The 24232-nt window shown below is 74.6% G+C and carries 1 protein-coding gene; it reads left to right on the top strand.

What is annotated here, in order from left to right:
• The first annotated feature begins 52 nt into the window (after window positions 1–52).
• On the top strand, window positions 53–24229 hold the full coding sequence (locus ACFV04_RS13050) for a non-ribosomal peptide synthase/polyketide synthase (RefSeq protein WP_380528876.1): 24177 nt from the start codon (window positions 53–55) through the stop codon (window positions 24227–24229).
• Window positions 24230–24232: the final 3 nt, after the last annotated feature.

The following is a 24232-nucleotide window of genomic DNA, read 5'->3' as shown; positions in this document are numbered from 1 at the left end:
CGGTCCGGTGCGCCCTGCCAGCACGCCTGCCCACACCCTCGGAGGTACCCCCATGTCCCGTCGTGACGGTGACGCCCTTCCCCTGACAGCGGCCCAGCGCGAGATCTGGCTCGCCGAGCAGAGCTCCCGCACGGCGATCCCGGGCTACCGCGTCGGCGAGTGCCTGGAGATCCACGGGCCGGTGGACCGGGAGCTGTTCGAGACCGCGCTGCGCCGGGTGGTCGACGAGGTCGACGCCCTGCACGTGACCTTCGCCGACGACGGCGAGGGCCCGCGCCAGATCCTCCGGGAGAGCTGGGACTGGGCGCCGGCGCACCTGGACCTCGGCGGGGAGTCCGACCCCCGGGCGGCGGCCGTGGCGTGGATGGAGCGGGACCTGATGCGCCCGCTGGACCTCACGCGCGACCCGCTGTTCGGGCACGCGCTGATCCGGCTGTCGCCCACCGAGTTCCTCTGGTACCTGAACTACCACCACGTGGTGCTGGACGCGATCAGCAGCTCCATGGTCCGTCAGCGGGTCGGGGAGGTGTACTCGGCGCTCGCCGAGGACGGTGCCGTGCCGCCGTGCCCGTTCGGCTCGCTACGGGACCTGGTCGACAGCGACGCCGCCTACCGCTCGTCCGCCGACCTCACCGCCGACCGCTCCTACTGGACCGAGCGCTTCGCCGACCTGCCCGCCCCGACCCGGCTCACCGACACCCCCGTCACCGATCCGCACCGCGCCCTGCGGCTGGCCGAGGAGCGGGCACTGCGGAGTCCGGAGGCGCTGCGGGCGGCGGCGGGGAGGACCGGTGTCCGGTGGTCCCGCCTGGTCATCGCGGCGGCGGCACTCTACGCGCACCGGCTGACCGGCACGCAGGACGTGGTGCTCGCCATGCCCGTCACCGCCCGCCGGGGCACCGACCGCGACCTGATGTCGGTGCCGGGCACGATGTCCAACGTGGTGCCGCTCCGGCTGACCGTGCGACCGGACATGCCGTGGCGTGAGCTCGTCTCCCAGGTGGCGCGGGAGGTCGCGTCGGCCGTCACGCACGAGCGCTACCGCAGTGAGGACCTGCTGCGGGACCTCGGCGCGTCCGGCAGCATCGGGACGGCGTTCCCGCTGATCGTCAACATCATGGCCTTCAACTCCAGGCCGAGCTTCGCCGGGCACCCCGCCTCCGTGCACCACTTCGTGTCCGGTTCGACCACCGACCTCGCCGTCTGGGTGTTCGACTACCGGGACGGCAACCCCCCGCTCCTCCGGCTGCACGGCGCGCCGGACGCGTACGGCGACGACGATCTCGCCGCGCACCGGCAGCGGCTGCTCACCCTGCTCGACACCGTCGCGGACTGCGACCCGGACGAGGCGGTGGGCCGGATCGACCTGCTCACGGCCGAGGAGCACCGCGAGGTGGCGGCGCTCGGTGCCGGGCCGGTGGCGTGCGCACCAGCGGCGAGTCTGCCGGAGCTGTTCCGGGAGCACGTGCGGGCGACCCCGGAGTCGGTCGCACTGGTCTGCGGGGAGGTCTCGCTGACCTACGCGGAGCTGGACGTTCGGGCGAACCGGCTGGCGCACGCCCTGATCGCCCGGGGTGCGGGACCGGAGCGGCTGGTGGCGGTGGCCCTGCCGAGGTCGGCCGAGCTGGTGGTGGCGGTCCTCGCGGTGCTGAAGACCGGGGCAGCCTTCGTCCCGGTCGACCCCGAGTACCCGGCCGCCCGGATCGCGTACCTCCTCGACGACGCCCGCCCGGCCCTGGTGGTGACCGACTCCCGGAGCGGGGAGCGGCTGCCCGAGGCCGGTCCTGCCGACCGGCTGGTGCTCGACGCCCCGGAGACGGCCGCCCTGGTGGCGGGCTGCCCGGCGGCCGACCCGATGGTGGCCGTCGAGCCGAGCCACCCGGCGTACGTCATCCACACCTCGGGCTCCACCGGCCGGCCCAAGGGCGTGGCGCCGACCCACGGCGGCCTGCTCAACCTGCTCACCGACCTCCGGGATGTGCACTTTCGGGCGGTGCTCGGGGAACGGCAGCGGCTGCGGGTGGCCCTCACCACGTCGGTGTCGTTCGACGCCTCCTGGAACCAGCTGCTCGCCCTGTTCGCGGGCCACGAACTGCACGTCCTGGACCACGCGACCTGGACCGACCCCGAGGCCTTCGTGAGCCACGCGGCGCGCTGCGGGCTGGACTACATCGAAGCGACTCCGTCCTACCTCCAGGTCCTCGTCGCCCACGGGCTGTTGGGCCACCGCGGCTGGCGGCCGGCGCTGGTCGCAGCGGGCGGCGAGGCCGTCCCGGAGCGGCTGTGGGAACAGCTGCGGGCCGCCGAGGGGGTGTCCTGCCTCAACCTCTACGGGCCGTCCGAGTGCACCGTCAACCCGGTGATTGCGACGGTGGGTTCGAGCCCGCGCCCGGTCATCGGCCGGCCCGCCACCGACGCCCGGCTGTACGTGCTCGACGGCGCGCTGCGACCGCTGCCGGCCGGCACACCGGGTGAGCTGTACATCGCCGGCGCGTGCCTCGCCCGCGGTTACCTGAACCGGCCGGGGGCGACGGCCGGACGGTTCGTGGCCAGCCCCTTCGGCGCGGACGGCGACCGCATGTACCGCACCGGTGACCTGGTGCGGTGGAACCCGGACGGAAACCTGGAGTTCCTCGGGCGCACCGACGACCAGGTCAAGATCCGCGGCTTCCGGGTGGAGCTCGGCGAGATCGAGGCCGTCCTCACCGAGCACCCGCAGGTCGCCCGGGCCGCCGTCGTGGTGCGCACCGAGGAGGAGCCCCGGCTGGTCGCCTACGCGGTCTCCGGGCCCGGCGCCACGGTGACCGACACCGCCCTGCGCGAACACCTGCGGGAGCGGCTGCCCAAGCACATGGTGCCGTCGGCCTTCGTCGTGCTGGACGCCCTGCCCCTGACCCCGAACGGCAAACTCGACCGGCGGGCGCTCCCCGCGCCCGACCGGCAGCCCGCCGACCCGGGCCGCGCTCCGCGCACCGCGACCGAGCACCTGCTCGCCGGACTGTTCGCCGAGGTCCTCGGTGTGCCGGAGGTCGGGGCCGACGACGGCTTCTTCGACCTCGGCGGGCACTCCCTGCTGGCCACCCGGCTGGTCGCCCGGGCCCGGTCGGTGCTCGGCGTGGAGCTGAGGCTGCGCGACCTGTTCGACGCGCCGACGGTGGCGGAACTGGCCGCGGCGGTGGACGTCGCGAGCCGGGCGCGCCCGGCGCTGGGGCGGCGCGAGCGGCCCGAGGCCGTCCCGCTGTCCTTCGCGCAGCGCCGGCTCTGGTTCCTGCACCGCATGGAGGGCCCGAGTGCCACGTACAACATCCCGCTGACGCTCCGGCTCTCCGGGACCCTCGACCAACGGGCCCTGGAAGCCGCCCTGGCGGACGTGGTCGGGCGGCACGAGAGCCTGCGCACCGTCTTCCCGGTGGTCGACGGCGTGCCGTGCCAGCGGGTGCTGGACCCGGACGAGGCACGGCCGCGGCTGCGGGTGACCGACGTCGGTGCGTGCGACCTGCCGGACCTGCTGGCGGAGGCGGCCCGGTACGGCTTCGAGCTCGCCGAGGAGTCGCCGCTGCGTGCCGAGCTGTTCCGGCCCGGCACCGAGGAACACGTGCTGCTGCTGGTGGTGCACCACATCGCCGGTGACGGCTGGTCGGCCGGGCCGCTCCTGCGGGACCTGAGGACCGCCTACGCGGCCCGCTGCGAGGGGGCGAAGCCGGAGTGGGAGCCGCTGCCTGTCCAGTACGCCGACTACGCCCTGTGGCAGCAGGAGCTGCTGGGCGACGGCGCGGACCCGGACAGCCTGCTGAACGGCCAACTCGCGTACTGGCGGGAGCAGCTGGCGGACCTGCCCGAGCAGGTCGAGCTGCCCTTCGACCGGCCCCGGCCGGCCGCGATGTCCTACCGGGGCGCCCACCTGCCGGTGCACGTCGACGCCGAGCTGTACCAGGGCCTGCGCGAACTCGCCCGGGACGGCGGCGCCAGCCTCTTCATGGTGCTGCAGGCCGGACTGGCCGCCCTGCTGGGCAAGCTCGGCGCGGGCAGCGACGTCCCGATCGGCACCCCGATCGCCGGACGCACCGACGAGGCCCTGGACGAGCTGGTCGGCTTCTTCGTCAACACCCTGGTGCTGCGCACCGACCTGTCCGGCGACCCGTCGTTCACCGAACTGCTGGGCCGGGTGCGCTCCGACGCGCTGGCCGCGTACGCGCACCAGGACGTGCCGTTCGAGCACCTGGTGGAGGCGCTGAACCCGACCCGGACGCTGGCGCACCACCCGCTGTTCCAGACCATGCTCGCCCTGCAGAACGCGCCGCTCGGCGCCTTCGACCTGCCCGGGCTGCGGGTGACGACCGACCTGGTGCACACCGGGACGGCCAAGTGCGACCTGACCTTCATCCTGGCCGAGCGGCCCGAGGGGCTCTCGGGCGTCCTGGAGTACAGCACCGACCTGTTCGACGAGTCCACCGCGGCGGGGATCGTCGAGCGGTGGCTGCGGCTGCTGCGCGCCGTCGTCGCCGACCCCGGCCGACGGATCGGCCGGGTGGACGTGCTGTCCGCGGACGAGCTCCGCGCGCTGCTGCCGGCCGCCGCCGACCGGAGCGGGGAGCTGCCCGAGCACAGCCTGACCGCGCTGTTCGAGCGGCAGGTGCGGGCCGACCCGGCCGCGGTCGCCCTCACGGACGGCGAAGTCACCCTGACGTACGGAGAGTTGAACGCCCGCGCCAACCGGCTCGCGCACGCCCTGATCGCCCGCGGGGTCGGCCCGGAGCAGCTGGTGGCGCTGGCCCTGCCGCGCTCGGCCGAGCTGGTCGTGGCCGTCCTCGCGGTGCTCAAGGCCGGCGGGGCCTACGTGCCGATCGACCCGGCGTACCCGCCGGCCCGGATCTCCTACCTGCTCCGGGACACCCGGCCCGCGCTGCTCGTGACCACGAGCCGGACCGGCGAGCTGCCGGGGGCGGACCACCTGGACCGGCTGCTCCTGGACACCGCCGGCCCGGACGGGCTGCCGGACACGGACCCGGAGGCCGCCGTCGATCCCGGCCACGCCGCCTACGTCATCCACACCTCCGGCTCCACCGGCAACCCCAAGGGCGTGGTGGTCCCGCACCGCAACGTGGTGCGCCTGTTCCGGACGACGGAGGAGCTGTTCGGCTTCACCGCCGAGGACGTGTGGACGCTCTTCCACTCCTACGCCTTCGACTTCTCCGTGTGGGAGCTGTGGGGCGCGCTGCTGCACGGCGGCCGCCTGGTGGTCGTGGACCACGAGACCAGCCGCTCGCCCGGGCGGTTCCTGGAACTCCTCGCCCGCGAGCGGGTGACGGTGCTCAACCAGACGCCGTCCGCCTTCTACCAGCTGATGCAGGCGGACGCCGAGCAGCCGCGTGAACTCGCCCTGCGCACGGTGGTGTTCGGCGGCGAGGCGCTGGAGCACGCCCGGCTCGCGAGCTGGTACGAACGGCACCCGGAGGACGCGCCGCGCCTGGTCAACATGTACGGCATCACCGAGACCACGGTGCACGTCACGTACGCGGCGCTCGACCGTTCCGGCGCCGCCGCCGGGCAGATCGGCGCCGCCCTGCCGGACCTGCGGACCTACGTGCTCGACGACGGCCTGCGACCGGTGCCCCCGGGCGTGCCCGGCGAGCTGTACGTCGCGGGCCCCGGCCTGGCGCGCGGCTACCTGAACCGTCCGGGCCTGACCGCCGGGCGGTTCGTGGCGGACCCGTTCGGACCGCCGGGATCGCGGATGTACCGCAGCGGGGACGTGGTGCGCCGGGCCGCATGGGGGTCCCCCCGGCCGGTGGGGGCACCTCCCAGCCTCCGGGCCGGGGGCGCCGGGGGAGGCAGCCTGCGCTACGTCGGCCGGGCCGACCAGCAGGTGAAGGTGCGCGGCTTCCGGATCGAGCTCGGCGAGATCGAGGCGGCGCTGGCCGCGCACCCCGGCGTCGCCCAGGTCGCCGTCCTGGCCCGGCAGGACCGCGCCGACGACACCCGGCTGGTCGCCTACCTGGTCCCGGTCGCCGGCGCCGGACCGCGTCCGGCCGACCTGCGCGAGCACCTGGTCGAGCGGCTGCCGGAGCACATGGTGCCGTCGGCGTTCGTCGTGCTGGACGCGCTGCCGCTGACGGCCAACGGCAAGCTGGACCACCGGGCCCTGCCCGCCCCCGACCAGGCCCCGGCTGCTGCTGCCGGCCGCTCGCCGCGCACTCCGCAGGAGCAGGTGCTCTGCGAGCTGTTCGCCGAGGTCCTCGGCGTCGCGTCGGCCGGCGTCGAGGACGGCTTCTTCGACCTGGGCGGGCACTCCCTGCTCGCCACCCGCCTGGCCGCCCGGATCCGCGCGACGCTCGGCGTGGAGATGCCCCTGCGCGCCCTGTTCGAGGCGCCGACCCCGGCCGGCCTGGCCGCCGCCCTGGTGGCGGCCGGACCGGCGCAGGCCGCCCTGGTACGGCGCGAGCGCCCCGAGGTGATCCCGCTGTCGTTCGCGCAGCGGCGGCTGTGGTTCCTGCACCAGCTGGAGGGCGCCGGCCCGAACTACCACATCTCCCTCTCCTGGCGGCTGTCCGGGGACCTGGACCGGCGGGCCCTGGAGGCCGCGGTGGCGGACGTGGTCGGGCGGCACGAGAGCCTGCGCACCGTCTTCCCGGCTGTCGACGGTGTCCCGTACCAGCAGGTGCTGGACGTCGTCGCGGCCCGCCCGCGGCTGCTCGTGAGCCGGGCCACCGAGGCCGAGCTGCCCGCCCTGATGGCGGCGGCGAAGGACCGGCCGTTCGACCTGGCGGCCGACGTGCCGTTGCGGGTCGCGCTGTTCGAGCTGGCGCCCGACGAGCACGTGGTCCAGCTGGTGCTCCACCACATCGCGGGTGACGGCTGGTCGCTGGGCCCGCTCGCGCAGGGCCTGACCGCCGCCTACGCGGCGCGCTGCCGCGGCGAGGAGCCGCAGTGGGAGGAACTGCCGGTCCAGTACGCCGACTACACCCTGTGGCAGCACGAGCTGCTCGGCGACTCCACCGACCGGGACAGCCCGTTGGCCCGCCAGGCGGCCTACTGGACGGAGCAGTTGGCCGGTCTCCCGGAGCGGATCCAGCTGCCCGCCGACCGGCCCCGCCCGGCGGCCGCCTCGCACCGGGGCGGCTTCGTGCGTGCCGGAATGGACGCCGAACTGCACCGCGGCCTGCGCGAGCTCGCCCGCGAGCACGGCACCAGTCTGTTCATGGTCCTCCAGGCGGGGCTGGCGGCGTTGCTGAGCAAGCTCGGCGCGGGCGACGACATCCCGGTCGGCAGCCCGGTCGCCGGCCGGACCGACCAGGCACTGGACGAGCTGGTCGGCTACTTCGTCAACACCCTGGTGTTCCGTACCGACACCTCGGGCGACCCGACCTTCGCCGAGCTGCTGGAGCGGGTCCGGGACACCTCGCTGGCCGGCTACGCCCACCAGGACCTGCCGTTCGAGCACCTGGTCGAAGCCCTCAACCCGGTGCGCTCGCTGGCGCACCACCCGCTGTTCCAGGTCATGCTGGTGCTGCAGAACGCGCCCCGGGCCGACTTCGCGCCGCCCGGGTTGCGTGTCGACGACATGCCGCTGACGACGACCACCGCCAAGCTCGACCTGATCTTCACCATGTCCGAGCGGCAGGGGCAGGACGGTTCCCCGGAGGGGATCGACGGGCTCGTCGAGTACGCCGACGACCTCTACGACCCGGCCACCGTCGAGACGATGATCGGCCGCTGGGAGCGGCTGCTCCGGGCCGCGGTCGCCGACCCGCGGAGGCGGCTCAGCCGGTACGGCCTGCTCTCCGCGGAGGAGCGCGAGGACCTGACGGCCCTGGGCACCGGACCGGAGGTGGAGCTTCCGGCCGCGAGCGTGTCCGAGCTGTTCCGGGCGCAGGTGCGGGCGACGCCGGACCTGGTGGCGCTGGTCTGCGGGGACGTCTCGCTGACCTACGCGGAGCTGGACGCACGGGCGAACCGGCTGGCGCACGCCCTGATCGCGCGGGGCGCGGGGCCGGAACGGCTGGTGGCGGTGGCCCTGCCGAGGTCCGCCGAGCTGGTGGTGGCGATCCTCGCGGTGCTCAAGGCCGGGGCGGCCTACGTCCCGGTCGATCCCGCGTACCCGGCCGCGCGGATCGGGCACATGCTCGACGACGCCGGCCCGGTCCTGGCGGTGACCGACGCCCGGACCCGGGGCCGACTGCCGGAGGCCGGTCCGGCCGGGTGGCTGGTGCTCGACGACCCGGCGACGGCCGCCCCGGTGGCCGACGGCCCGGCGACGGACCCCCTGGTGGCCGTCTCCCCGGGGCACCCGGCCTACGTGATCTACACCTCCGGCTCCACCGGCCGGCCCAAGGGCGTGGTGTCCACCCACGCCGGCCTGCTCAACCTGTTCGTCAGCCAGCGTCCGCTGCTGTTCCCCCGGCGGACGAAGGAGCGGCTGCGCATCGGGCTGACCACCTCGGTGTCGTTCGACGCCTCCTGCGACCAGCTGTCCGGCCTGTACGCGGGCCACGAACTGCACGTCCTGGACGAGGCGACCTGGTCCGACCCGGACGCCTTCGTCGACTACGTCGCGCGCGCCGGACTGGACTACGTCAACGCCACCCCTTCCTACCTGCACGTGCTCGTCGCACGGGGGCTCCTGGACGACCCGGAGCGCCGTCCCGCGGTGGTCTCGATGGGCGGGGAGGCCGTTCCGGACCAGCTGTGGGAGCGGCTGCGGGCCGTCGAGGGCGTGTCCTGCCTGAACTACTACGGGCCGTCCGAATGCACGGTGGACGCCGTGGTGGCACCGCTGGAATCGAGTCCGCGCCCGGTGATCGGCCGGCCGCTCGGGGGCATCCGGCTGCACGTCCTCGACGGCACGCTGCAGCCCGTGCCCGCGGGCGTGGCGGGCGAGCTGTACCTCGCCGGAGCGGGCCTGGCCCGCGGCTACCTGAACCGGCCGGGGCTCACCGCGGCACGGTTCGTGGCGGACCCGTTCGGTCCGAGCGGCACGCGGATGTACCGCACCGGAGACCTGGTGCGCTGGGACGCGTCCGGCAACCTGGAGTTCCTCGGCCGGACCGACGACCAAGTCAAGGTGCGCGGCTTCCGGATCGAACTCGGCGAGATCGAGGCGGCGTTGGCGGCACACCCGCAGGTCGCCCAGGCCGCGGTGGCCGTCCGGGAGGACCGCGCAGGGGACGCACGGCTGGTCGCCTACCCGGTCGCCGTCGCCGGGGCGGAACTCCGGCCGGACGAACTGCGGGCACACCTGCGCGAGCGACTGCCGGACCACATGGTCCCAGCGGCCTTCGTGCCCCTGGACGGCCTGCCGCTGACACCCACCGGCAAGCTGGACCGGCGCGCGCTGCCCGCACCCGTCCACACCGCACCGCGGACCGGCCGGGCCCCGCGCACCCCGCAGGAACAGGTCCTCGCGGAGCTGTTCGCCGAGGTGCTGGGCGTGGCCGAGGTCGGGGCCGACGACGACTTCTTCGCCCTCGGCGGGCACTCCCTGCTCGCCACCCGGCTGGTCGCCCGGGCGCGTGCCGCCCTCGGGGTGGAACTGGAGCTGCGCGCCCTCTTCGAGACGCCGACGGTGGCCGGGCTGGCCGCCGGGATCGGCGGGGCCGGCCGGGCGAGGCCCGCGCTGCGCCGCGCGGAGCGGCCCCTGGGCGCGACCCCGGCCGACGGGGGCGCCTCCCGGCCGCCGGGCCGCGGGCGCCGGGAGACGGTCCCGCTGTCCTTCGCGCAGCGACGGCTGTGGTTCCTGCACCAGCTGGAGGACGCCGGCCCGGTCTACAACATGCCGCTGGCGTGGCGGCTGACCGGCGAACTCGACCGGACCGCCCTGCAGGCCGCGCTCGGCGACCTCGTCGCCCGGCACGAGAGCCTGCGCACGATCTACCCCCAGGTCGACGGGGTCCCCCGCCAGGAGGTGCTGGACGCCGGAACGGCCCCACCCCGGCTGGTCGTCACCCGGGTGGGCGAGGCCGACCTGCCGGAGCTGCTGACGGCAGCGGCGGCGCGCGGATTCGACCTCGCGACCGAACCGCCGCTGCGCGCAGAGCTGTTCGAGGCGGCGTCGGACGAGCACGTGCTGCTGGTGGTGATGCACCACATCGCCGGTGACGGCTGGTCGCTGGGCCCGTTGTCCACCGACCTGGCCACCGCGTACGCGGCGCGCCGCCGGGGCGAGGAGCCGCAGTGGGCGCCCCTGCCCGTGCAGTACGCCGACTACACCCTGTGGCAGCACCGGCTGCTCGGCGACGCGGCCGACCCGGACAGCCTGTTCGCCCGCCAGACGGACCACTGGACGCGGACGCTGGCCGACCTGCCGGAGCAGCTCCGGCTCCCCGCGGACCGCCACCGCCCCGCGACCCCCACCTACGCCGGCGCGCACCTCGACGTCGAACTGGACCCCGACCTGCACGCCGGCCTGGTCCGGCTGGGCCGGGAGCACGGCGCCAGCGTGTACATGGTGCTGCAGGCCGCCCTGGCATCGCTGCTCGACAAGCTCGGCGCGGGCACGGACATCCCGGTCGGCAGCCTGATCGCCGGGCGGACGGACCAGGCCCTGGACGAACTCGTCGGCTTCTTCGTCAACACCCTGGTGCTGCGCACCGACACCTCGGGCGACCCGACCTTCGCGGAGCTGCTGGCCCGGGTCCGGGAGGCCGCGTTGGCCGCCTACGCCCACCAGGACCTGCCGTTCGAGCACGTCGTCGAGGCCCTCAACCCGTCCCGGTCACTCGCCCGGCAGCCGCTGTTCCAGGTGCTGCTGGCGCTGCAGAACGTGCCCCGCACCGAGTTCGCGCTGGACGGCCTGGGCTCCGAGATCCTCCTGGTGCGCACGCCCACCGCGATGTTCGATCTCGGCTTCCACCTGCTGGAACGCGGCGGCACCGGCGGGCCGGCCGAGGGCATCGTCGGGCGGGTCGAGTACAGCACCGACCTGTTCGACCACACCACGGTGGAGACGCTGGTCGACCGGTGGCTGCGGCTGCTGGCCGCGGTGGCCGCCGAGCCGGACCGGCCGCTGAGCCGGATCGACGTCCTCACCGCCGAGGAGCGGCACGAGCTGCTGGTCGCCCGCAACGACACCGCCCGCCCGGTCGCCACGGCTGATCTGCCCGCGCTGTTCGAGGCGCGGGTCCGGGCGACCCCGGAGGCCCCGGCCGTGGTGTTCGAGGACACCGCGCTGACCTACCGCGAGCTGAACCGCCGGGCCAACCGCCTGGCCCACGCGCTGATCGCGCGCGGGGTCGGACCGGAGCGGACCGTCGCCCTGCGGCTGCCGCGCTCGGCCGAGCTGGTGGTCGCCGTCCTCGCCGTGCTCAAGACGGGCGCGGCGTACCTGCCGGTCGACCCGGACTACCCGGCCGCCCGCATCGCGTACATGCTGGAGGACGCGCGCCCGGCCGTGGTGCTCGACGACCTCGCGGCCGTCACACCGTCCGACGTGCAGCCGGAGCACGATCCGGCCGTCCCCGTGGACGCACGGCACCCGGCCTACGTCATCTACACCTCCGGCTCGACCGGTCGGCCCAAGGCCGTGGTGATGCCCGCCGCCGGGCTGCTGAACCTGCTGGAGTGGCACCACCGGGCCGTCGGCGGGGAACCCGGCACGCGCACCGCGCAGTTCACCGCGATCAGCTTCGACGTCTCGGTGCAGGAGGTGCTCTCCGCGCTGCTGTACGGCAAGACCCTGGTGGTGCCGACCGAGGAACAGCGGCGCAGCGCCGAGCTGTTCGCGCACTGGCTGGACCGGCACCGGGTCGAGGAGCTGTTCGCGCCCAACCTGGTGGTCGAGGCGCTGGCCGAGGCCGCCGAGGAGGCCGGGCTGGCGCTGCCGAGCCTGCGGCTGGTCGCGCAGGCCGGCGAGGCGATGCGGCTGAGCGGTGCGGTGCGCCGCTTCCAGGCCCGCCGGCCGGGCCGGGTGCTGCACAACCACTACGGGCCCGCCGAGACCCATGTGATCACCGCCTACCCGCTGCCGGCCGACCCCGCCGACTGCCCGCTGCCGGTGCCGATCGGCCGTCCGATCGCCAACTGCCGGGTGTATGTGCTGGATTCGGCGCTGCGACCGGTGGCCCCCGGTGTGCTGGGTGAGCTGTACCTGGCCGGGACGGGCCTGGCCCGCGGCTACCTGAACCGGCCCGGGCTCACCGCCGGGCGCTTCGTCGCCGACCCGTACGGTCCGGCGGGCGCGCTGATGTACCGCACCGGCGACCTGGCCCGCTGGCGTGCCGAAGGGGAGCTGGAGTTCGCCGGCCGGGTCGACCACCAGGTGAAGGTGCGCGGCTTCCGGGTCGAGCCGGGCGAGATCGAGGCCGAGCTGACCGCGCACCCGGGCGTCGCCCAGGTCGCGGTCCTGGCCCGGGAGGACCGGATCGTCGCGTACGTCGTCCCCGTGGCGGGAAGCGGGGTGACCGCGGTGGAGCTGGCGGCGTACCTGCGCGACCGGGTGCCGGACTACCTGGTGCCGTCGGCGTTCGTGCTGCTGGACGTACTGCCGCTGACGCCGAACGGGAAGCTGGACCGGGCGGCGCTGCCGGTGCCCGAGGCCACGGCCAGGGGGGCGGGCCGGGCGCCGCGCACCCCGCAGGAGCAGATCCTGTGCGAGCTGTTCGCCGAGGTGCTGGGCCGTCCACGGGTCGGGGTCGACGAGGACTTCTTCGACCTCGGCGGGCACTCCCTGCTCGCCACCCGGCTGGTCTCGCGGATCCGTGCGACCCTCGGGGTCGAGCTGGAGCTGCGAAGCCTGTTCCGGACCCCGACCCCCGCCGGGCTGGCGACCGGGCTGCCCGGCGCCGGCACCGCACGGCAGGCCCTGGTGCCCAGGCCCCGCCGCGAGCCCATGCCGTTGTCGTTCTCCCAGCGCCGGCTCTGGTTCCTCCAGCAGTTCGGGGCGCCGAGCGCCACCTACCACATGCCGTTGGCGCTGAGGCTGTCCGGCGACCTCGACCGGGCCGCGCTGAGCGCCGCGCTCACCGACGTGCTGACCCGGCACGAGACCCTGCGGACGGTGTTCCCGCACATCGCGGGCGTCCCGCACCAGCGGGTGCTGGACCCCGCCGAGGTGCCGGTCCCGCTGGCCGTGCGCGCGGCCGGCGAGGCGGAGGTGCCCGCCCTGCTGCGCGAGGCGGCGGTGCGCGGCTTCGACCTGACCTCGGAAGTGCCGCTGCGGGCGGAGCTGTTCGCACTCGCGCCGGACGAGCACGTGCTGCTGGTGGTGATGCACCACATCGCCGGTGACGGCTGGTCCATGGGCCCGCTGGCCCGCGACCTGGCCACCGCCTACGCCACCCGGCGGGATGGCGGGGCACCCGCCTGGCCGCCGCTGCCGGTGACGTACGGCGACTACACGCTGTGGCAGCACGAGGTCTTGGGCGACGAGCACGACGGGGACAGCGTGTTCGCCCGCCAGGTCGCCTACTGGACGCAGGCGCTGGCCGGGCTGCCCGAGCAGCTGCAGCTGCCCGCCGACCGGCCGCGCCCGGCCGCCATGTCGTACGGCGGTGACCTGCTGGAGCTCCGGATCGAAGCCGAACTGCACGCGGCTCTGGTGGAGTTGGCGCGCCGCTCGGGTGCGACCCTGTTCATGGTGCTGCAGGCGGCATTGGCGGCGCTGTACACCCGGCTGGGTGCGGGGACGGACATTCCGATCGGGAGCCCGATCGCGGGGCGGACCGACGAGGCACTGGAGGACCTGGTCGGGTTCTTCATCAACACCCTGGTGCTGCGCACCGACACGAGCGGTGATCCGAGCTTCGCCGAGTTGCTGGGGCGGGTGCGGGAGACGGCACTGTCGGCGTACGCGCACCAGGACGTGCCGTTCGAGCACCTGGTGGAGGCGGTGAACCCGTCCCGCTCGCTGTCCCACCACCCGCTGTACCAGACCGGGCTGGTCGTGCAGAACGCGCCGACCGGTGACTTCGAGCTGCCGGGTCTGCGGGTCTCCGGGATGAGCGTGCTCACCGGGACCGCCCGGCTCGACCTGACCTTCGGGTTCGCAGAGGAGCACGGGCCCGGTGGCGTGCCGGCCGGGCTCAGCGGTGCGGTCGAGTACAGCACCGATCTGTTCGACCGCTCGACGGTCGAGGACCTGGTCGCCCGGTGGACCAGGCTGCTGGCCGCGGTCGCCGCCGCGCCCGACCAGCCGATCGGCGGGATCGACCTGCTGTCGGCCGAGGAGCGCCGCGAGCTGCTGCCCGCCGTCGAGGGCGGGGCGGTCGGGGTGAGCCTTCCGGAGCTGTTCGCCGCCCGGGTGGCGGTGGCGCCGGACGCGGTGGCGTTGGTGTGTGGTGATGCGGAGTTGACGTATCGCGAGTTGGACGTTCGGGTGAACCGGTTCGCGCATGCGTTGATCGCGCGGGGTGTGGGTCCTGAGCGGTTGGTGGCGGTGGCGTTGCCGCGTTCGGTGGAGTCGGTGGTGGCGGTCCTGGGGGTGCTGAAGGCCGGGGCGGCGTACCTGCCGGTGGATCCGGCGTACCCGCAGGCGCGGATCGACTTCATGCTGGCGGACGCCCGGCCCGTGCTGGTGGTCGACGACCCCGCCGTGGTGGTCGAGGGCGAGTGGCCGGGCACGGATCCGGTGGTCGCGCTCGACGTCCGGCACCCGGCGTACGTGATCTACACCTCGGGTTCGACCGGCCGCCCCAAGGGCGTCGTGGTCAGCCACTCCGGCGTGTCGGGCCTGGTGGCGGCGCAGGTCGAGCGGCTCGGCGTGGCGCCCGGCAGCCGGGTGCTCCAGTTCGCCTCGCCCAGCTTCGACGCGTCCTTCTGGGACCTGTGCAGCGCCCTGCTCAGCGGTGCCGCCCTCGTCCTGGCCCCGGCGGACGCCCCGCTGGAGGCCCTGACGGACCAGCGGCTCGGCGTCACCCATGTGACGCTGCCGCCGTCGGCCCTGGCAGCGGTGGACAGTACCGACGTCACGGCCACCACCCTGGTGGTGGCGGGCGAGGCGTGCCCGCCGGAGCTGGTGGACCGCTGGGCCACGGGCCGGCGGATGATCAACGCGTACGGTCCGACCGAGACCACGGTGTGCGCGACGATGAGCGACCCGCTGTCCCCGGGAACGGGCGGCCTGCCGCCGATCGGCCGTGCGGTCGCAGGCTTCCGGGTGTACGTGCTCGACGAGCGGCTGCGCGTGGTGCCGCCGGGGGTGACGGGGGAGCTGTACGTCGCGGGCGCGGGTCTGGCCCGCGGCTACCTGAACCGGCCGGACCTGACGGCCGGACGGTTCGTCGCCTGCCCGTTCGGCTCTCCGGGCGCCCTGATGTACCGCACCGGTGACCTGGTGCGCCGGCGCACCTGGGGGTCCCCCCGGCCGGTGGGGGCACCTCCCAGCCTCCAGGCTGGGGGCGCTGGGGGAGGCGAGTTGGAGTACGTCGGCCGCGCCGACCAGCAGGTGAAGGTGCGCGGCTTCCGGATCGAACCCGGCGAGATCGAGGCGGCCCTGGCCGGTCACTCCGCCGTCGCGCAGTCGGCGGTCCTGGCCCGGGAGGACCGGATCGTCGCGTACGTCGTCCCCGTGGCGGGAAGCGGGGTGATCGCGGCGGAGCTGGCGGCGTACCTGCGCGAGCGACTGCCGGACTACCTGGTGCCGTCGGCGTTCGTGCTGCTGGACGTACTGCCGCTGACACCGAACGGGAAGCTGGACCGGGCGGCGCTGCCCGTGCCCGAGGCCACGGCCAGGGGGGCGGGCCGGGCCCCGCGCACCCCGCAGGAGCAGATCCTGTGCGAGCTGTTCGCCGAGGTGCTGGGCCGGCCGCAGGTCGGGGTCGACGAGGACTTCTTCGACCTCGGCGGGCACTCCCTGCTCGCCACCCGGCTGGCCGCTCGGGTGCGCTCGGTGCTCGGCGTGGAGCTGGGGCTGCGCGCGCTGTTCCAGGCGCCCACGGTGGCGGGTCTGGCCGGGGCACTGGCGGAGGCCGGCCGTACTCGCCCGACACTGGCCGCCCGGGAGCGGCCGGAGGCCGTACCGCTGTCCTTCGCCCAGCGCCGGCTCTGGTTCCTGCACCGCATGGACGGCGCGGCCGCGACCTACCACATCCCGCTGGCCCTCCAGCTGACCGGAACGCTCGACCGGTCGGCACTGGACGAGGCGCTGGCCGACGTGGTGGCCCGGCACGAGAGCCTGCGGACGGTGTTCCCGGAGGTGGACGGCGTTCCCTGCCAGCGGGTCCTGGGCCCGGTCGCGGCCCGGCCCCGGGCCCGGCTGACCGAGGTCTCGCAGCCCGAACTGCACGATCGGCTCGCCGAGTTCGCCCGGCGGCCCTTCGACCTGGCGGCGGAGCCGCCGCTGCGGGCGGAGCTGTTCGCACTCGCGCCGGACGAACACGTGCTGCTGCTGGTCATGCACCACATCGCCGGTGACGGCTGGTCCACCGGCCCGCTGGCCCGCGACCTCGCCGAGGCGTACGCCGCCCGGAGCGAGGGCCGCGCGCCGAGCTGGTCGGACCTGCCGGTGCAGTACGCCGACTACACGCTCTGGCAGCGCGACCTGCTCGGCGACGCCACCGACCCGCAGAGCCGGTTCACCGAGCAGCTCGACTACTGGAAGCGCCAGCTGTCCGACCTGCCGGAGCTGCTCCGGCTGCCGGCCGACCGGCCGAGGCCGGCCGTCGCCGGCCGGCACGGCGACCACGTCGGCCTGAAGCTGAGCCCCGAGCTGCACACCGCACTGACCGAGCTGGCGCGGAACACCGGTACCAGCCTGTTCATGGTGCTGCAGGCCGCGCTGGCGGCGCTGTACACCCGGCTGGGTGCGGGCACGGACATCCCGATCGGCAGCCCGATCGCCGGGCGGACCGACGAGGCGCTGGACGAGCTGGTCGGGTTCTTCGTGAACACGCTGGTGCTGCGCACCGACACGAGCGGTGATCCGAGCTTCGCCGAGTTGCTGGGGCGGGTGCGGGAGACGGCGCTGTCGGCGTACGCGCACCAGGACGTGCCCTTCGAGCACCTGGTGGAGGTGCTCAACCCGTCCCGGTCGCTGTCGCACCACCCGCTGTTCCAGACCATCCTGGCCGTGCAGAACGCCCCGATGGGCCGCTTCTCGCTGCCCGGCCTGGAGGTCGCCACCTACGCGGTGGCCACCGGAACCGCCAAGTTCGACCTCGGGGTGAGCCTGGTCGAGCAGTTCGGTCCGGACGGGGAGCCGGCCGGGATCCTCGGCGCGGCGGAGTACGCCACCGACCTGTTCGACCGCTCGACGGTCGAGGCCCTGGTCCGACGCTGGACGCTCCTGCTGGAGGCGGTCACCGCCGACCCGGACCGGGCGATCGGGAGGATCGACCTCCTCGACGGCGACGAGTGGCACCGGCTGCTGGAACGGGGCAACGAGACCGCCCGCGAGGTGGGCGCCGTTCCGGTGCCGCAGGCCTTCGCCGCCCGGGTGGCGGCAACGCCGGATGCGGTGGCGCTGGTGTGCGGCGATGTCGCATTGACGTACCGAGAGTTGGATGTTCGGGCGAACCGGTTCGCGCATGCGTTGATCGCGCGGGGTGTGGGTCCTGAGCGGTTGGTGGCGGTGGCGTTGCCGCGTTCGGTGGAGTCGGTGGTGGCGGTCCTGGGGGTGCTGAAGGCCGGGGCGGCGTACCTGCCGGTGGATCCGGCGTACCCGCAGGCGCGGATCGACTTCATGCTGGCGGACGCCCGGCCGACGGTGATGGTCGACGACCCCGCCATGGTGAGCGAGGGCGACTGGCCGGGCACGGATCCGGTCGTCGCGCTCGACGTCCGGCACCCCGCCTACGTGATCTACACCTCGGGTTCGACCGGCCGCCCCAAGGGCGTCGTGGTCGCCCACGGCGGGGTCGCCAGCCTGGTCGCCGCCCAGATCGAGCGGTTCGCGATCGAACCCGGCAGCCGGGTGCTCCAGTTCGCCTCACCGAGCTTCGACGCCTCGGTGTCGGAGATCTACACCGCCCTGCTGCGCGGCGCGACCCTGGTGCTGCCCCCGGCGGCGGACCCGGTCGCCGCACTGACCGACCCCGGCCTCGCGGTCACCCACGTGACCGTGCCCCCGTCCGTCCTCGCCGCCGTGCCGGAGGGCGCGGTGACCGTGTCCACGCTGGTCGTGGCGGGCGAGGCGTGCCCGCCGGAGCTGGTGGACCGCTGGGCCACGGGCCGGCGGATGATCAACGCGTACGGTCCGACCGAGACCACGGTGTGCGCGACGATGAGCGACCCGCTGTCCCCGGGAACGGGCGGCGCACCGCCGATCGGCCGGCCGATCGCCAACACCCGGGTGTACGTGCTGGACGACCGGCTGCGGCCGGTGCCGCCCGGCGTGCCCGGCGAGCTGTACGTCGCGGGCGCGGGTCTGGCCCGCGGCTACCTGAACCGGCCCGGTCTGACGGCCGGACGGTTCGTCGCCTGCCCGTTCGGCTCTCCGGGCGCTCTGATGTACCGCACCGGTGACCTGGTGCGCCGGCGCAGTGACAGCGAGCTGGAGTACGTCGGCCGAGCCGACCAGCAGGTGAAGGTCCGCGGCTTCCGGATCGAACCCGGCGAGATCGAGTCCGCGTTGGCCGAGCACCCCGCCGTCGCCCGGGCCGCGGTCCTCGCCCAGGACGACCGGCTCGTCGGCTACGTCGTCCCGCGCCGGGACGGGTCCCGGGACAGCGGCCTCGAAGCGGACCACGTGGGGGAGTGGCAGGACATCTACGACGCCCTGCCCATCGCGCCCGAGGACGCCGGCTTCGGCCAGAACTTCGTCGGCTGGAACAGCAGTTACGACGCGAGCCCGATCCCCGTCGAGCAGATGCGGGAGTGGCGGGACGCGACCGTCTCCCGCATCCTGGCCCTGCGCCCCCGCCGGGTACTGGAGATCGGCGTCGGCACCGGTCTGCTGCTCTCACAGGTCGCACCGCACTGCGAGACGTACTGGGCGACCGACTTCTCCGCCACCGCGATCGAGGCACTGACCGCCCAGGTGGCCGGGCAGGAGGACCTGGCCGGGCGCGTGGTGCTGCAGACCCGCCCGGCACACGACACCGACGGGCTGCCGGCCGGGCAGTTCGACACCGTCGTGATCAACTCGGTGGTGCAGTACTTCCCGTCCGCCGAGTACCTCGCCGACGTGATCGGGAAGCTGATGGGGCTGCTCGCCCCCGGCGGTGTGCTGTTCGTCGGCGACGTCCGCAACCTCCGGCTGCTGCGCCCGCTGGCCACCGCCGTCCGACTCCACCGGATCGGCGAAGGCGCCGACCTCGGCGCGGTGCGCCGGGCCGTCGAGCAGGCCGTCCGGGTGGAGAAGGAACTCCTGGTCGACCCGGACTTCTTCACCGCCCTGCGGGAGCACGGCACGGACATGGGCACGGACATCGGCGCGGTGGCCGTCGAGGTCAGGAGCGGCCGTCACCACAACGAACTGAGCCGCTACCGGTACGACGTGACGCTGCACCGGTCACCGGTCACCCCGGCGGTCCCGCAGCGGTCCGTGGAGTTGGCGTGGGGACGGCAGGTCGCCGGGCCGGCCGAGCTTCGCGCACTGCTCGCCCAGCCGCCCGCCGACCTGCTGCGGATCACCGGGGTGCCGAACCGCCGCGTGGTGCGGGAGGCCGCCCTGGCCCGGGCGGTGCAGAACGGGGACGGCTCGCTCGCCGAGCTGCTGGAACGGTTGCACGCCCCGGAGGACGCCGACTCCCTCCCCGACCCGGAGGACTTCCGCTCCCTCGGGGCGGAGTTCGGCCGCCCGGCGGTCGTCACCTGGTCGGCCACCGCGGCGGACGCCGTGGACGTCGTCTTCACCGACCCGCAGGCGCTCCACGGCTCCCCGGTCGAGGCGTACCGGTCGGCCCGGGCCACGGGCGGGACGCCGTCCGCGCTGTCCGCGCTGACCAACCGCCCGACCGGCAGCCGGGGCACCGGCGCCCTCCTCGGCGAACTCCGTGACTGGCTGCGGGGCCGGCTGCCCGACTACCTGGTCCCGTCGGCGTTCGTGGCGCTGGAGGCGCTGCCCCTGACGGCCAACGGCAAGCTCGACCGCCGCGCGCTGCCCGCACCCGACCTCGGCCCGGTCGCGGCCGGGCGGGCGCCGCGCACCCCGCAGGAGCAGCTCCTCGCCGAGCTGTTCGCCGAGGTGCTGGGCCTGGCGCAGGTCGGCGTCGACGACAGCTTCTTCGACCTCGGGGGACACTCCCTGCTGGCGACCCGGCTGGCGTCCCGGGTCCGGGCCACCCTCGGCGCCGAGCTGGAGGTCCGGACACTGTTCGAGACCCCGACCGTGGCCGGGCTGGCCGCCCGCATGGACGGCTCCGGAACGGCGCGGCCCGCGCTCACCGCCCGGCCACGGCCCGTGGGGGCACCTCCCGGCCACCAAGGCCGGGAGAGGGTGCCGCTGTCCTTCGCCCAGCGCCGCCTGTGGTTCCTGCACCGGATGGACGGACCGAGCGCCACCTACAACATGCCGCTCGCGCTGAGCCTGACCGGCGAACTGGACCGCCCGGCCCTGCACGCCGCGCTCGCGGACGTGATCGCCCGGCACGAGAGCCTGCGGACGGTCTTCCACGAGATCGCCGGCGTGCCGTACCAGGTCGTGCTGAGCACCGCCCGGGCGCACCCGGCGCTGCCGCTGGTCGAGCTGGACGAGAGCGGGCTGCCCGAGCGGCTGGCCGAGACGGCCCGACGCGGCTTCGACCTGGCCGCGGAACCGCCGGTCCGGGCGGAGCTGTACGCCCTCGCCCCCGACCGGCACGTGCTGCTGGTCGTGGTGCACCACATCGCAGCCGACGGCTGGTCGATGGGCCCGCTCTCCGGTGACCTCGCCGCGGCCTACGCGGCCCGTTGCCGGGGCGACGCCCCGCAGTGGTCCCCGTTGCCGGTGCAGTACGCCGACTACACCGCCTGGCAGCGGGACCTGCTGGGGGACGCCGCCGACCCGGACAGCCTGTTCGCCCGGCAACTGGCCTACTGGAAGGAGGAGCTGGCCGGCATCCCGCAGCAGCTGCAGCTGCCCGCCGACCGGCCGCGCCCGCCGGTGGCCTCCCAGCGGGGCGACCGGGTCGTGGTCCGACTGGACGCCGAACTGCACCAGGCCCTGCGGGACCTGGCCGCCGCGCGCGGCGCCAGCATGTTCATGGTGCTCCAGGCCGGCCTCGCCGCCCTGCTCACCCGGCTCGGAGCCGGCACGGATCTCACGATCGGCAGCCCGATCGCCGGCCGAACCGACCAGGCGCTGGACGAACTCGTCGGGTTCTTCGTCAACACCCTGGTGCTGCGCACCGACACCGGCGGGGACCCCGGCTTCGCCGAACTGCTCGGCCGGGTCCGGCAGAAGGCGCTCACCGCGTACGACCACCAGGACGTGCCGTTCGAGTACCTGGTCGAGGTGGTCAACCCCGCGCGGTCGCTGGCCCACCACCCGCTGTTCCAGATCATGCTGGCCCTGCAGAACGCACCGGTCGGCGAGTTCGCACTGCCGGGGCTGGAGACCGTCCACCTGGAGGCGCCGACCGGGACCGCGCGGGTCGACCTGACGTTCAGCCTGGCCGAGCAGTTCCGCCCGGACGGTGGCCCGGACGGCCTGGTCGGCGCGGTGGAGTACGCCACCGACCTGTTCGACGCGCCCACCGTGGAGCTGCTGTTCGAGCGCTTGGCCCGGCTGCTGCGCGCGGCGGCCGCCGACCCTGACCGGCCGATCAGCCGGATCGACATCATGCCCGTCGAGGAACGCCGCCGACTGCTCGCCGGGTCAAGCGGTGCCGCGGCCGAGCTGCCCGGGGCCGCGGTGCCGGAGCTGTTCGCCCGCCAGGTGCGGGCCACCCCGGAGGCCGTCGCGGTCGTGGCGGGCGGCACCGAGCTGACCTACGCGGAACTCGACCTGCGGGCCGACCGCCTGGCGCGGGCGCTGATCCGCCAGGGCGTACGGCCGGAGACGCCGGTCGCGGTCATGCTGGACCGCTCGGCGGAGCTGGTCGTGGCGATCCTGGCGATCGTCAAGGCGGGCGGCGTCTACGTGCCGCTGGACTCGCGCTTCCCCGCCTCCCGGATCGACCTGATCCTGCGGGAGAGCGGGGCCGCCCTGGTGCTCACCCGGGAGGTGTTCACCGCGCTGGTGCGGTCCGAGGCCGCCGATCCGTCCGAGGTCGACGTCCCCTGTGCACCCGGGCAGGTGGCGTACATCATGTACACCTCGGGCTCGACCGGCCGGCCGAAGGGCGTGGCCGTCACCCACCGTGACGTGGTGGGCCTCGCGCTCACTCCCGAATTCCGCGGCGGCGGACACGAGCGGGTGCTGATGCACTCCCCGACGGCCTTCGACCTCTCCACCTACGAGCTGTGGGTGCCGCTGCTCAACGGCGGCCGGGTCGTGGTCGCACCGCCGGAGCAACTCGACCTCGACCTGCTCCAGCACACGGTCGCCTCGCACGGGGTGACCGGACTGTGGCTCACGGCCGGACTGTTCCGCCTGGTCGCCGAGGAGCGCCCGGGGCTGCTCGCCGGGGTGCGCGAGGTGTGGACCGGCGGCGACGTGGTCTCGCCGGCCGCCGTCGCCCGGGTGCTGGCGGCCTGCCCCGGCATCGAGGTGGTCAACGGCTACGGGCCCACCGAGGCCACCACCCTGGCCACCTGGCACCCGGTGGGCGACCTGCCCGAACACGCCGCGACCGTGCCGATCGGCCGACCGATGGCGAACATGCGCGCCTACGTGCTCGACGACAGGCTGCGCCCGGTGCCGACCGGCATGGTGGGCGAGCTGTACCTCGCGGGGACGGGCGTGGCCCGCGGTTACCACGGCCGGGCCGGCCTGACGGCGGAGCGCTTCACCGCCGACCCCTACGGGCCGTCCGGCAGCCGGATGTACCGCACCGGCGACCTCGCGTCGTGGCGGGCCGACCGCACGCTGGACTTCGCCGGACGCGCCGACCACCAGGTCAAGCTGCGCGGCCTGCGGATCGAGCCCGGCGAGATCGAGGCCGTCCTGGCGGGCTGCCCGGGCGTCGCCCAGGCGGCCGTGGTCGCCCGCGAGGACCGGCCGGGCGACAAGCGGCTGGTCGCCTACCTGGTGCCGACCCGGGAGGGGGTGCCGGACGCGGGCGAGCTGTCCGGCCGGCTGCGCCGCGACCTGCCGGACTACATGGTGCCGGCGGCGTTCGTCACCGTGGACGCACTGCCGCTGACCGCCAACGGAAAGCTCGACCGTGCCGCGCTGCCCGCCCCCGAGTACGGGGCCTCGGACGCCGGGCGGGGCCCCCGGACGCCGCAGGAGCAGCTGCTGTGCGGCCTCTTCGCCGAGGTCCTCGGCCGGGAGCAGGTCGGCATCGACGACAACTTCTTCGACCTCGGCGGGCACTCGCTGCTGGCCGCCCGCCTGGCCTCCCGGGTCCGCGAGACCCTGGGCCTGGAGCTGGGCCTGCGCATGCTGTTCGAGGCACCGACGGTGGCCGGTCTCACCGAGCGTCTGCTCATGGACGATCCCGAGGACGCGCTGGACGTGGTGCTGCCGCTGCGTTCGACCGGGACCGGCACACCGCTGTTCTGCATCCACCCCGGCGGCGGCATCAGCTGGTCGTACAGCGGGCTGCTGAACCACGTCGGCCCTGAGCACCCGGTCTACGCGATCCAGGCGCGCGGCCTCGGTCGGCCCGAAGCCCTGCCGACGTCCTACGAGGAGATGGCGGCCGACTACGCCGACCAGATCCAGAAGATCCAGCCGGAGGGCCCGTACCTGCTGCTGGGCTGGTCCGCGGGCGGGCTGATCGCCCACGCGCTGGCCTGCGAACTGCAGTCGCGCGGCGAACGGACCGCGCTGCTGGCGATCCTCGACGCCTACCCGGTGAAGGACGTGCGGTTCGAGGTGGCTCCGGTGCCCACCGTGCGGGACGTCCTCGTCGGTGTGCTCGACGTCGATCCGGACGAGCTGGGCGACCGGGAGATCACCTACGCCGAGGTCGCCGAGGTGCTGAACCGGCGGGGCAGCGCGCTGGCCGGCCTGAACGAGCGACAGGTCGAGGTGATCGTCGAGATCATGATCAACAACGCGAAGCTGGCGGTCGACTTCGTCCCCGGCGGCTTCGACGGGGACCTGCTGCTGTTCAACTCCACGATCGACCGGGGCGAGGACGACGCCGGGCCCGAGACCTGGCGCCCCTACGTCACCGGCCGGATCGAATCGCACGAGATCACCACCCGGCACGACCGGATGACCCAAGCCGGCTCACTGGCCCAGATCGGACCGATCCTGGCCGCCCGGCTCACCGAGGCCATCGGTGACACCGATGGCACCACCACCCCTACCCACCAGGAGGACTGACCC

Origin of the sequence: Kitasatospora sp. NPDC059599 (assembly GCF_042735125.1) — a bacterium.
GTDB lineage: Bacteria > Actinomycetota > Actinomycetes > Streptomycetales > Streptomycetaceae > Kitasatospora.
This window is presented reverse-complemented; position numbering and strand designations above follow the sequence as displayed.

Coding starts and splice junctions, on each gene's coding strand:
- ACFV04_RS13050 (WP_380528876.1), top strand. CDS start 53: ATGTCCCGTCGTGACGGTGACGCCCTTCCCCTGACAGCGGCCCAGCGC.